This window comes from Bradyrhizobium cenepequi (assembly GCF_020329485.1).
Lineage (GTDB): Bacteria > Pseudomonadota > Alphaproteobacteria > Rhizobiales > Xanthobacteraceae > Bradyrhizobium > Bradyrhizobium cenepequi.
Genome location: NZ_JAGKJI010000002.1, coordinates 184,324 through 196,073 on the forward strand (window position 1 = coordinate 184,324; position 11,750 = coordinate 196,073).

The window sequence follows — 11,750 nt, forward strand, 5'->3', positions numbered from 1 at the left end:
CGACGAAATGTCTCAAGAAAACAACGTTCGTCGCTCATTTAGTGCATTGCACGCCTGCGAGCCGATAGCGGGCTTGCGCTCGTCCGGCAAGGGTGCCAATAGAACGATTCTGGACTGCCGTTCCGCCGTTAGGGAGGAGGGACGATGGTCTTCTGCCGCCGCGGGGGCCGCGGGCGCCGGCAGGCCTCCCGGTCGCAATGGGCGCCGCCGGGGCGGTTCCACCGGCTGCAGACAAGAAAGGGCTTGGAATCGTGACGACAGCGTCTTCGGCGGACCATCCGACACGCCGTGATTTCCTTTTTGTTGCAACGGGTGCTGCTGCTGCAGTGGGTGCAGCGGCGACGGTCTGGCCATTCATCGATCAGATGAACCCGGATGCGGCGACCATCGCCGCCGGTGCGCCGATCGAGGTCGATTTGACGCCGGTTGCCGAGGGTCAGGACATCAAGGTGTTCTGGCGCGGCAAGCCGATCTATATCAGCCACCGCACCAAGAAGCAGATCGAGGAGGCGCGCAGCGTTCCGCTCGCGAGCCTGCCCGACCCGCAGACCGATGAGGCCCGCATCAAGTCCGGCCATGAGCAATGGCTGGTCGTGGTCGGCATCTGCACCCATCTCGGCTGCATCCCGATCGCCCATGAGGGTAATTACGACGGCTTTTTCTGCCCCTGCCATGGTTCGCAATACGACACCTCCGGTCGTATCCGCCAGGGGCCCGCGCCCGCCAACCTGGCGGTGCCGCCGTATCAGTTCGTTTCCGATACCAAAATCCAGATCGGCTAAGTTTCGGCGCTGCCGAGACTTTGACCGATTGCGTCGTCTTTCTTCTCAGGAACGCATCAATGAGCGGACCATCCGATTATCAGCCGACCAGCCCCGCTTTGAAGTGGATCGAACGGCGACTGCCGATCTTTGGCCTCATCCACTCCTCCTTCGTGGCCTATCCGACACCGCGCAACCTGAACTACTGGTGGACCTTCGGCGCCATCCTCTCGATGATGCTGGCGGTGCAGATCCTGACCGGCGTGATCCTGGCGATGCACTATACCCCGCATGCCGATCTCGCGTTCCGCTCGGTCGAGCTGATTATGCGCGACGTCAATTACGGCTGGATGTTGCGGTACATGCATGCCAGCGGCGCGTCGATGTTCTTCTTCGCCGTCTACATCCACATGTTCCGCGGCGTCTATTACGGGTCGTACAAGGAGCCGCGTGAGGTGCTGTGGATCCTTGGCGTCATCATCTACCTCCTGATGATGGCGACCGGCTTCTTGGGCTACGCACTACCGTGGGGTCAGATGAGCTTCTGGGGCGCCACCGTCATCACCAATCTGTTCTCCGCCGTGCCCTATTTCGGCGAGAGCATCGTGACGCTGTTGTGGGGCGGTTACGCTGTCGGCAACCCGACGCTGAACCGCTTCTTCTCGCTGCACTATCTCTTGCCCTTCGTGATCGCCGGCGTGGTCGTGCTGCATGTCTGGGCGCTGCATGTGGCGGGCCAGAACAATCCGGCCGGCGTCGAGGCCAAGACCGAGAAGGACACGGTCGCCTTCACGCCCTACGCGACGATCAAGGATCTGTTCGGCGTCTCCTGCTTTCTGATCTTCTTCGCCTGGTTCATCTTCTACATGCCGAACTATCTGATGGAGGCCGACAACTACATTCCGGCCAATCCCGGCGTGACGCCGGCGCATATCGTGCCGGAATGGTATTACCTGCCGTTCTACGCCATCCTGCGTTCGATCCCGAACAAGCTCGCCGGCGTGATGGCGATGTTCTCGGCGATCCTTGTGCTGGCCTTCCTGCCCTGGCTCGACAGCGCCAAGACCAGGTCGTCGAAGTATCGTCCGCTGGCCAAACAGTTCTTCTGGATGTTCGTCGTCGTCTGCATCCTGCTCGGCTATCTCGGCGCGCAGCCGCCGGAGGGCATCTATGTGATCGCTGGCCGCATCCTGACGGTCTGCTATTTCGCGTACTTCCTGATCGTGCTGCCGCTGCTCTCTCGGATCGAGACGCCGAGGCCGGTGCCGAACTCGATCGCCGACGATGTGCTGGCGAAGACCGGCAGCAAGGCCGCACCGATGGTCTCGACCGTGATCGCGATCATGGTTGCGGGCGGGCTCTTGGTCGGCGGTGCGCAAAGCGCCAAGGCCGAGGAGGGCCAGGCGTCGCCGCCGGCGCAGAAATGGTCGTTCTCAGGCCCTTTTGGCACGTTTGACCGTGGCGCGGTGCAGCGCGGGTTGCAGGTCTACAAGGAGGTCTGCTCGACCTGCCACAGCCTGTCCTATGTCGCGTTCCGCAACCTCGCCGATGCCGGCGGGCCCGGCTATTCGCCGGCGCAGGCCGCTGCGTTCGCCTCCGAATACAAGATCAAGGATGGCCCGAACGACCAGGGCGAGATGTTCGAGCGTCCGGGCCGGCCGGCCGACTACTTCCCGTCGCCGTTCCCGAACGAGCAGGCGGCGCGTGCGGCCAATGGTGGCGCGGCCCCGCCGGACCTGTCGCTGATCACGAAGGCCCGTTCCTACAAGCGCGGCTTCCCCTGGTTCGTCTTCGACTTCTTCACCCAGTACCAGGAGCAGGGCCCGGATTACGTCATGGCGATCCTGGAAGGCTTCGAGGAGAATCCGCCGGCCGGCGTGACCATTCCCGAGGGCTCCTACTACAACAAGTATTTCCCGGGCCATGCCATCAAGATGCCGAAGCCGCTGAGCGACGGCCAGGTCACCTATAGCGATGGTTCGCCGACCACGGTCGCGCAATACGCCCACGACGTCACGACCTTCCTGATGTGGACTGCGGAACCGCATATGGAAGCGCGCAAGCGGCTCGGGCTTCAGGTATTCGTATTCCTGATCCTGTTCTCGATTTTGATGTATTTCACCAAGAAGAAAGTCTGGGCCAACGCGCACTGATTGCGCTGTCGGCAACGTGAATTGAAAAAGCCCCCACGACGGGGGCTTTTTTGTTGGCGCGATTGCGTCGCACGCGTTGAGCCGTCACAATGGCGGTCAATCCCTCAGAAGCATCCCGGAGGAATTCATGGGCACCACCATCACCTTCAAGCGTCCGGACGGAAAGGACGCAGGCGGTTATCTCGCCAACGCGTCGCGCGGCGATGCACCGGGCGTGGTCGTGATCCAGGAATGGTGGGGCTTGCAGGACCAGATCAAGGGCATGTGCGACCGCTTCGCGCGGGCCGGCTTCGACGCGCTGGCGCCCGACCTCTACAAGGGTACGGTGGTGCCGTATCACGACACCGATGCTGCCGGTCGCGAGATGAACTCGCTCGACTTCATGGATGCAACCACGCAGACCGTGCGCGGCGCCGTGCAGTATCTGGCGCGGAACGGCGCCAAGGTCGGTCTCACCGGCTTCTGCCTCGGCGGCGCGGTGACCATCATCGGTGCTACCAAGATTCCGGAACTGACGGCCGGCGTCGCGTTCTATGGCATCCCGCCGGAGCAGGCGGCAAAGCCGGCCGACGTGAAGATCCCGCTGCAGGCGCATTTCGCCAACAAGGACGATTGGTGCACGCCGCAGGTGGTGGACGCCTTCGAGAAGGCCATGAAGGCCGCCGGCAAGTCGCTCGAGATTTTCCGCTATGACGCGGAGCACGCCTTCGCCAACGAGCAGCGCATGTCGGTGCATGACCGCGAGGCCGCCGAGCTTGCGTGGGGCAGGGCGACGGACTTCTTCAAGAAGCATTTGGGCTGAGACTGGCTGCGATCACCACAGGTGTCGTCCCCGCGAACGCGGGGACCCATACTCCGTGGCCGTTGGAAGTGGCACGCAGACGGACATATCGCCAAATTACTACAGCCTGTGGTTATGGGTCCCTGCGTGCGCATGCGTTCGCGGGGACGACGCGGAGGATCACCCTTCCGTCTTCATCCCGTCCCACCACGGACAGGTGCCCGACATCAGCTTGAAATTGCCCTCAATCACCTGCACCGGCGCGCGGCGGCCTTGGGCGGCGGCGTGCATCCGCATCTCGCGGGCCAGCTCGCGGTCCTTGGCCGGCAACCAGACGCGCTCGTGACCCCACAGGCTCGGGCCGTCCTGCATTTCGTAGGGCTGCCACGTCGCCGGATCGATCTCGCGGCCGCCCCAGCCGCATTCGATCATGAAGGATGACGGCGTCCTGGCGTAGAACGAGGTCATGAAGTCGTTGGTGTGGCGGCCGAGCGAGGTGCCGATGCGGTCGGGCTGGTTGAGCGCGACGTCGTAAGCCTGCCCGACATCGTCGAGCGAGAACATCTCGACCATCAGATGATGGATGCCGCTCTGCCCGGTCTCGATCAACGCCAGGCTGTGATGGCGCGGGTTGACGTGGAAGAAATAGGCGCGAAACGGCTTTAAGATATAGTCCGAAAGCCCGAAGCCGAGCACGTCGACGTAGAACGCCATCATCGGATCGATGCGTTGCACCGTCAGCACGGCATGCCCGAGGCCGAGCGGGCCGGTGCGGAAGCCCGAGATCGCACGGCCTGGTTTGAACGGCGTGGCGTCGATCTCGGCGCCATAAAACGCTTCCAGCCGGTTGCCTTCGGGATCGTGGAAGGAGATCAGGCTGCGCACATGCCTGGCATCGGCGAGGGCTTGCGGCTCCGCGGTCACCGCGATGCCGGCTTGCTCAAGCCGGGCGGCGAGTTCACCCAGTGCCGCCGCGTCCGCGACCTCCCAGCCGAAGAAGCGCGATCCTTCCGGAGCAGCGCGGTCGATCACGATGCGTTGTTTGCGGTCGTCCATCCGGAAGGCGAGCAGGGAGTTGCCGCGCTCGACCGCCTGCAGACCGACGAGGGTGGTGCCGAACTCCCGCCAGTCATCGAGTTCGGCCGCGCCGAACCCAGCATATCCGAGACCTAATAGCCCCATATGCGCCTCCACCGTTGTCCGTCGGGAGCGGTTGGTCCGCCACTTCTGAGATCATGATCCGATTAGACGGAATCGAATCATGATCTCATCTCTTTGTTTGAGCATGATCTTTTCGGAAAACCGGTTTCCACTTTTCCGGATCATGCTCTTGGGGCCAAACTTACGCGAATTCGCGGGCCTTCAAACCCAAAAGATGGATTTTTGGGCAGGCCAGCAGCCGCGCCCGTCCCTTGACATCGGCTCCGGCGGATGGTGTTTAGCGACCCATGAACACCGTTGCCCGTCCATCCTGTCTTTGGTGGCCCACCTTCTCATAGGTGGCCGGTGCGATTTCATTCAAAATATCGTCGAAGGTCGCCATCGCAGTGCGACGGTCCCTTCGGTTGTCCTGTGTGGCGCTCCCTCGTCAAGTCTCGTAAGAGGAACACATGAACAGGACAGTCTTCTCTCTGCCGGCGAAAAGCGAATACCGCGCCAATGGCGGGCTTGCGGTCACCCGCGTGGTCGAACAGTTCACCGGCAATGCGGGGCGGCTCGATGACCTCATCGATCTGCTCGACCGCCGCCGTGGCGTTGTGCTGTCCTCGGGCACGACCGTACCCGGGCGGTACGAGAGCTTTGATCTCGGCTTCTCCGATCCGCCGCTGGTGCTGGAAACGGCCGGCACGAACTTCTCGCTGACCGCGCTGAATCAGCGCGGCGAAGTGTTGATCGCCTTCCTCGCGGAGGTCCTGCGCGAGCCCTGCGTCGTCATCACCGAGAAGAGTGCGGCGCGCCTCGTGGGCCATATCGTCCGCGGCGAAGCGCCGGTCGAGGAAGACCAGCGCACCCGGCGCGCCAGCGTGATGTCGCTGGTGCGCGATCTCGTGGCAGCGTTCTCCGCCAACGCCGATCCCTTGCTTGGCCTGTTCGGCGCCTTCGCCTACGACCTCGTGTTCCAGATCGAGGACCTCGTGCAGAAGCGGCCGCGCGAGGCCGACCAACGCGACATCGTGCTCTACGTGCCCGATCGGCTGCTCGCCTATGACCGCGCCACCGGCCGCGGCGTGGTGCTGACTTACGATTTCGCCTGGAACGGCCAATCGACCGAAGGCTTGCCGCGCGAGACCGCCGAGAGCCGCTATCTCCAGACCGACCGTCAAGGTTTTGCCGATCACGCGCCCGGCGAGTACCAGGCGACCGTGGAGGTCGCGCGCGCCGCCTTCGCCCGCGGAGATCTGTTCGAGGCGGTGCCGGGCCAGCTGTTCGCCGAGCCTTGCGAGCGGTCTCCAGCGGAAGTGTTTCAGCGGCTGTGCCGTATCAACCCCTCGCCCTATGGCGCGCTGATGAATCTCGGCGAGGGCGAATTCCTGGTGTCCGCATCGCCAGAAATGTTCGTCCGTTCCGATGGCCGGCGCGTGGAGACCTGTCCGATCTCGGGCACGATCGCGCGCGGCTCGGACGCGATCGGCGATGCCGAGCAAATCCGCCAGCTCCTGAACTCGGAGAAAGATGAGTTCGAGCTCAACATGTGCACCGACGTCGACCGCAATGACAAGGCGCGCATCTGCGTGCCCGGCACCATCAAGGTCTTGGCGCGTCGGCAGATCGAGACCTACTCGAAACTGTTCCATACCGTAGATCATGTCGAAGGCATGTTGCGGCCCGGCTTCGACGCGCTCGATGCCTTCCTCACCCATGCTTGGGCGGTGACGGTGACGGGCGCGCCGAAATTGTGGGCGATGCAGTTCGTGGAAGATCACGAGCGCTCGCCGCGGCGCTGGTATGCCGGCGCGATCGGCTGCGTGAATTTCGACGGCAGCATCAATACGGGGCTGACCATCCGCACCATCCGCATGAAGGATGGGCTCGCGGAGGTCCGTGTCGGCGCCACCTGTCTGTTCGATTCGGATCCCGCGGCCGAAGATCGCGAATGCCAGGTGAAGGCCGCAGCCCTGTTCCAGGCGCTGCGCGGCGACCCGCCGAAGCGGCTGTCGAGCATCGCCCCCGATGCCACCGGCTCGGGCAAGAAGGTGCTCCTGATCGACCACGACGACAGCTTCGTGCATATGCTGGCGGACTATTTCCGTCAGGTCGGCGCCGCCGTCACTGTGGTCCGGCACGTCCATGCCCAGGAGATGCTGAAGCAGAAAAGCTGGGATTTGCTGGTGCTCTCGCCCGGTCCAGGGCGGCCCGAGGATTTCGGCATCTCGAAGACCATCGGCGCCGCGATCGAGAAGAAGCTGCCGATCTTCGGCGTATGCCTCGGCGTGCAGGCGATCGGCGAATATTTCGGCGGCCAGCTCGGCCAGCTCGGCCAACCCGCCCATGGGCGCCCCTCGCGCATCCAGGTGCGGGGCGGCAGGTTAATGCAAAATTTGCCGAACGAGATCGTGATCGGCCGCTACCATTCGCTTTATGTCGAGCGCCAGAGCGTGCCTGATGTATTGTCGGTGACGGCGACCACGGAGGACGGCATCGCGATGGCGATCGAGCACAAGAGCCTGCCGGTCGGTGGCGTGCAGTTCCACCCGGAATCGCTGATGTCGCTCGGCGGCGAAGTCGGCTTGCGCATCGTGGAAAACGCATTCCGTCTGGATGCGGATTCGTAAGGACGAAAGCGAGACACCAATGACGTTTGACCTCGACCTGAAGGCCGCCGTTCGTACCATTCCGGATTATCCGAAGCCCGGCATCCTGTTCCGCGACATCACCACGCTGCTCGCGGACGCCCGCGCCTTCCGCCGCGCCGTGGATGAATTGGTGCATCCCTGGGCCGGCTCGAAGATCGACAAGGTTGCCGGCATCGAGGCGCGCGGCTTCATCCTTGGCGGCGCGGTGGCGCACCAGGTCTCGGCCGGCTTCGTGCCGATCCGCAAGAAGGGCAAGCTGCCGCACACCACCGTGCGGATCGCTTACTCGCTCGAATACGGCCTCGACGAGATGGAGATGCATGCCGATGCCGTGCATCCCGGCGAGCGCGTGATCCTGGTTGACGATCTCATCGCCACCGGCGGCACCGCGGAGGGCGCGGTCAAGCTCTTGCGCCAGATCGGTGCCAATGTCGTCGCCGCCTGCTTCATCATCGACCTGCCCGAACTCGGCGGCGCCGCCAAGCTGCGCGCGATGGACGTTCCCGTCCGCACGCTAATGGCCTTCGAGGGGCATTAGAGGTCACCTCGCCCCGCTCTTGCGGGGAGAGGTCGGCGCGCCGCGCCGGGTGAGGGGTCTCACCGCATACTCCCGTCCATCGAATTCGCGGGGGCAGCCCCTCACCCCGACCCTCTCCCCGCGAAGAGCGGGGAGAGGGAGCAGAGTCAGGACCGCTGCAGCATCAAGCTCAGTTCGAGATCGCGGAAGATCGTGTAATTCCGCCGGATCCACTGATGCAACTCGGTGGAAGAGTCCTTCTCGTGCCGGAGATAGCCGGTGAAGGAGAAGTTCAGCCGGTCGATGTAGGTCTTCAGGAACACCGGCAGCGCGCTGAAGCGCAGCACCTGGCCGTGACCCATGGCCGCAGGCACTTCGCCGCGCACCACGAATTCGTTGTCGATGGTGATCAGTGCCCGTGGCGGGATCTGCCGGCGCAGCATCTCGTAGCTGCGCGCGGAGACGCGGTCGATATCGGCGACGAACAGGATGACCGGCGCGACGTGGCGGCGCAGCGCTTCCTTCATGAAGCCGATTTCGTCGATCATCTTGAAGAATTCGTCGAAGGCGTGGAAGCCGAGGTCGATCACCTTCGCCACCCCGTCATTGATGATCAGTCGATCCATCAGCTGCATCTTGCCATAGGTGTCGATGACGTCGGCCGTCTCGGTGGTCCTGGGGAGGTAGTCGAGCAGCGACGGCTCCTTCAGATTGATGTCGAAGGAAACCACGTCGCCGTTCTTCAGCAGCAAGAATTCGCTGAGCAGCCGCGCGACCAGGGTCTTGCCGACCTGGGGGCGAGGCGAACAAATGATGTAGATGGGCGTGGCTGACATCGCCTGCTATATCAGGCGATTTTCGTGCCCAATCCAGCCCCGCATGCCCGGGTGGCGCGACTATTTTTCGCTGCCGCGCGTGACCGACTTGGCGCCGACCAGGTCGGTCAGCTTGATGCGGTCGAACTCGCTCCAGACGTTGGCGAGCCAGTGCCGGACATAGCCGCGCAGCACGAAAGAATAGTTCGCCGCTTCGTCGTGCGGGCCCTTGTTGGCGACGAATTTGAGGAACGGAACGGAAGCGACCTCGACCTGCTCATAGGCCATCTCGTTGAGCTTCGGGATGGTCAGGTCGGTGGCATCCTTGATCCGGTGGAAATAGGAATTGTAGGTCGCCTGGTCCCATTGGAAGAACTGGGTGTCGTTGATGAAGTTCTTCACCAGGAAGTATTTCGCACCGCTCATGAAATTGGCGGTCTCGGCGATCTCGTCCAGCGAGGCGATCGACGGGCCGAGGATATGGAATACGGCGAAGGTAATCTGGCCGGACCGGGCCGCATCCAGAAAGCCGATGTCGCGGAGCGAGGCCAGCGCCGGCGACAGCAGGCCGGCGCGGACGTCGATCACGGTGACCATGGAGCCGGCGTTCAGCGTGTCGAAGATTTTCATCTGGTCCGAGGTCGTCGTCATATCGACGATCTCGGTGATCTCCGGATGGAAGCGCTTCAGCGTTCCTCGCGGGGATTCGGTGTCGAAGGCCCGAGTTCCGACGTTGTTCGCGTTGAAATAGTCCAGAAGCGTCCGCGACACGGTCGTCTTGCCGACCCCGCCCTTGTCCGCGCCCACCACAATCACGACCGGCTTTGCCATGGAAATCCCTTAAGACACTCGCTCCCGACCGCGCAGGTGCGATCGGCAAGTCCCCATTCCTGCTTTGGGCGCGAACATGGCAGAAACAAGGGAGAATTCAATTCCTTGAGCGCAAAGCAGTGCGCTTGGTAGGGATTTTCTTAATGAGTTGAAGGGCGTGACGCCAATCAAAAATGTCGGCCCCATGGACCTTGAATCGGCGGTTGCCGCTGTGGGCTGGCTGGCTCGGCTGGCCCACTCCAAGGGCCGCGCGGAACGGAAGGCGGCAGTTCGCCTGGCGCCGACGGTTCCTGTGCACCTTCTTCGGCAGTGGTCGTGGGGTCTTGCCCGGGATCATGGCCGCCGGCGAACCTCACCAATGCATCCACCCTGGATTGCACCGACGGATGCGTCGCAAACAGATCTGCGAAGCCCTCTCGCGGGTTGTCCACGCATAGTTCCATCACTGCCGACGTTGCGCCCGGCAACTCGCCGCGGTTTTCGATCTTGCGCAGGGCCGAGATCATAGCATCGGGATTCTTGGTCAGCTCGACCGATCCTGCGTCGGCCAGGTACTCGCGCGACCGCGATAGCGCCAGCTTGACGACCTGCGACAACAGCCAGGCCAGCACGATCAGGACGATGGCGATGATGATCACGATGATCGCGCCGCCACCCGAACCCTTGCGATCGGACGAAGACGAGGAGGACGACGACGATGAAGAGGAGGAGGACGACCAGCCGCCGGTCGAATTCCACGACAGGTTGGTGAACACCCGGAAGAATAGTTCGCCGAAGAATCCGACTGCGCCGGCGATGATGACCGCGATCACCATCAGCTGCACGTCGCCGTTGCGGATATGGGTAAGCTCGTGCCCGAGCACGGCCTCGATCTCCTGGTCGTTCAGCGCCCGCAGCAGGCCCGTGGTGACCGTGACAGAATATTGGCGCTGGTTCAGCCCGCTCGCAAAGGCGTTCAGTGCCGGGCTGTCCATGATCTTCAGCTTCGGCATCGGGATGCCGCGCGAGATGCAGAGGTTTTCCAGGAGATTGTAGAGCCGCGGCTCTTGCTGCCGTGTCACGCTCTCGCCGCCGGTGACGGCGTCGATCATGTTCTGGTGGAAGAAATAGGCGATCACGATCCAGAGCGCCGCGCCGATCGTGGCATAGGGGAAAGCCGAGATCAGGTCGTGCAGCGCCCGCATCAGATAATCGTCGGCCGAGCGGCCGCGGTCGATCATGACTTCCGCGACCAGTGCGCCGGCATAGACAAGCACGTAGATCAGGACGAACAGCCCGGCGAGCAGGAGCGTCGAACGGAACCTGTTCGATGCGATATGGGTGTAAAGACCGTAAGCGGCCATGATGTATGTCCGCTAACCACTGTCATTCCGGGATGCGCCGCAAGGCGCAGGCCCGGAATCCATTTCACCGCATCGCCTGCGGCACGATGGATTTTCGGATGTGCAATTGCACATCATAGCTCGCGCTTCGCGCGCCCCGGAATAGCAGAGAAGATGAAGCGCCATCTCGCTTAAAACTTTACGCTCGGGGCGGTCTCGACTTCGGTGCGGCTGGCGCCGAGGTCGAAGAACTCCTTGCGCGTGAAGCCGAACATTCCGGCAAACAAAGCGGCCGGCATCTGCTGGATGCCGGTGTTGTATTCCTGGACCGCATTGTTGAAGAAGCGGCGGCTGGCGGCGATCTTGTTCTCGAGATCGGAGAGCTCGCTTGCGAGCTGCTGGAAATTGGCGTTGGCCTTCAGGTCCGGATAGGCTTCCGACAGCGCGATCAGCCGGCCGAGCGCGCCGCTTAGCTGGTTCTCGGCGGCGGAGACCTGCGCCGGCCCTTGTGCTGATATCGCGGAGTTGCGCGCCTTGATCACGTCGTCGAGCGTACCGCGCTCATGCGCCGCATAGCCTTTCACAGTTTCGACCAGGTTCGGGACGAGGTCATGGCGCTGCTTGAGCTGCACGTCGATGTCGGCAAAGGCCTGGTTGACGCGCTGGCTCAGCGCGACCAGCCGGTTGTAGGCGGCAAACGCAAACAGCACGAGGGCGACGATGACGCCGAGAACGATCCAACCGGTTGACATGAAAAAACTCCTGATGCGATCAAC

Annotated in this window: 10 protein-coding genes; 5 read left to right on the plus strand and 5 right to left on the minus strand. The window is 62.9% G+C overall.

Annotated elements, in window-relative coordinates:
* Positions 1-251 precede the first annotated feature (251 nt).
* The 3 genes from petA to J6497_RS04230 all read left to right on the plus strand — a co-directional run bounded on the left by petA (position 252) and on the right by J6497_RS04230 (position 3,716).
* Positions 252-782: a ubiquinol-cytochrome c reductase iron-sulfur subunit gene (gene petA, locus J6497_RS04220; RefSeq protein WP_225702967.1), complete on the plus strand. Its 531-nt coding sequence runs from the start codon at positions 252-254 to the stop codon at positions 780-782.
* A 59-nt stretch (positions 783-841) separates the two neighbouring features.
* Complete coding sequence (locus tag J6497_RS04225; RefSeq protein ID WP_225702968.1) at positions 842-2,914, plus strand: cytochrome c1; 2,073 nt, start codon at positions 842-844, stop codon at positions 2,912-2,914.
* Between the two features lie 127 nt (positions 2,915-3,041).
* Positions 3,042-3,716 (plus strand): dienelactone hydrolase family protein, encoded by a 675-nt coding sequence (locus tag J6497_RS04230; RefSeq protein ID WP_225702969.1) that lies wholly within the window; start codon positions 3,042-3,044, stop codon positions 3,714-3,716.
* Positions 3,717-3,875: 159 nt separating this feature from the next.
* Here the strand turns inward: J6497_RS04230 and J6497_RS04235 are convergent, their stop codons facing one another.
* Positions 3,876-4,877, minus strand: a complete 1,002-nt coding sequence (locus J6497_RS04235; RefSeq protein WP_225702970.1) for a VOC family protein — start codon at positions 4,875-4,877, stop codon at positions 3,876-3,878.
* A gap of 428 nt (positions 4,878-5,305) precedes the next feature.
* Here J6497_RS04235 and J6497_RS04240 point away from each other — a divergent pair, with 428 nt between their 5' ends.
* Both J6497_RS04240 and J6497_RS04245 read left to right on the plus strand, forming a co-directional pair.
* On the plus strand, positions 5,306-7,468 hold the full coding sequence (locus J6497_RS04240) for an anthranilate synthase component I (RefSeq protein WP_225702971.1): 2,163 nt from the start codon (positions 5,306-5,308) through the stop codon (positions 7,466-7,468).
* A gap of 19 nt (positions 7,469-7,487) precedes the next feature.
* Entirely contained in the window at positions 7,488-8,027 is a 540-nt protein-coding gene (locus J6497_RS04245) for an adenine phosphoribosyltransferase (protein ID WP_225702972.1), read from the plus strand.
* Between the two features lie 146 nt (positions 8,028-8,173).
* Here the strand turns inward: J6497_RS04245 and J6497_RS04250 are convergent, their stop codons facing one another.
* From J6497_RS04250 to J6497_RS04265, 4 genes are all read right to left on the minus strand, one after another.
* Positions 8,174-8,842 carry a P-loop NTPase family protein gene (locus J6497_RS04250; RefSeq protein WP_225702973.1) on the minus strand — a complete coding sequence of 223 codons (669 nt, stop codon included), beginning with the start codon at positions 8,840-8,842 and terminating at the stop codon, positions 8,174-8,176.
* Positions 8,843-8,902: 60 nt separating this feature from the next.
* Positions 8,903-9,652 carry a P-loop NTPase family protein gene (locus J6497_RS04255; protein WP_225702974.1) on the minus strand — a complete coding sequence of 250 codons (750 nt, stop codon included), beginning with the start codon at positions 9,650-9,652 and terminating at the stop codon, positions 8,903-8,905.
* Positions 9,653-9,819: 167 nt separating this feature from the next.
* Positions 9,820-10,995 (minus strand): M48 family metallopeptidase, encoded by a 1,176-nt coding sequence (locus tag J6497_RS04260; protein WP_225702975.1) that lies wholly within the window; start codon positions 10,993-10,995, stop codon positions 9,820-9,822.
* Between the two features lie 170 nt (positions 10,996-11,165).
* A complete protein-coding gene (locus tag J6497_RS04265; RefSeq protein WP_225702976.1) occupies positions 11,166-11,726 on the minus strand; it encodes a LemA family protein in 561 nt (186 codons plus the stop codon).
* Positions 11,727-11,750 lie beyond the last annotated feature (24 nt).

Excerpts from the sequence above, each read along its gene's own strand:
- J6497_RS04225 (WP_225702968.1), top strand. The coding sequence starts at position 842 with ATGAGCGGACCATCCGATTATCAGCCGACCAGCCCCGCTTTGAAGTGG.
- J6497_RS04230 (WP_225702969.1), top strand. The coding sequence starts at position 3,042 with ATGGGCACCACCATCACCTTCAAGCGTCCGGACGGAAAGGACGCAGGC.
- J6497_RS04235 (WP_225702970.1), bottom strand. The coding sequence starts at position 4,877 with ATGGGGCTATTAGGTCTCGGATATGCTGGGTTCGGCGCGGCCGAACTC.
- J6497_RS04240 (WP_225702971.1), top strand. The coding sequence starts at position 5,306 with ATGAACAGGACAGTCTTCTCTCTGCCGGCGAAAAGCGAATACCGCGCC.
- J6497_RS04245 (WP_225702972.1), top strand. The coding sequence starts at position 7,488 with ATGACGTTTGACCTCGACCTGAAGGCCGCCGTTCGTACCATTCCGGAT.
- J6497_RS04250 (WP_225702973.1), bottom strand. The coding sequence starts at position 8,842 with ATGTCAGCCACGCCCATCTACATCATTTGTTCGCCTCGCCCCCAGGTC.
- J6497_RS04255 (WP_225702974.1), bottom strand. The coding sequence starts at position 9,652 with ATGGCAAAGCCGGTCGTGATTGTGGTGGGCGCGGACAAGGGCGGGGTC.
- J6497_RS04260 (WP_225702975.1), bottom strand. The coding sequence starts at position 10,995 with ATGGCCGCTTACGGTCTTTACACCCATATCGCATCGAACAGGTTCCGT.
- J6497_RS04265 (WP_225702976.1), bottom strand. The coding sequence starts at position 11,726 with ATGTCAACCGGTTGGATCGTTCTCGGCGTCATCGTCGCCCTCGTGCTG.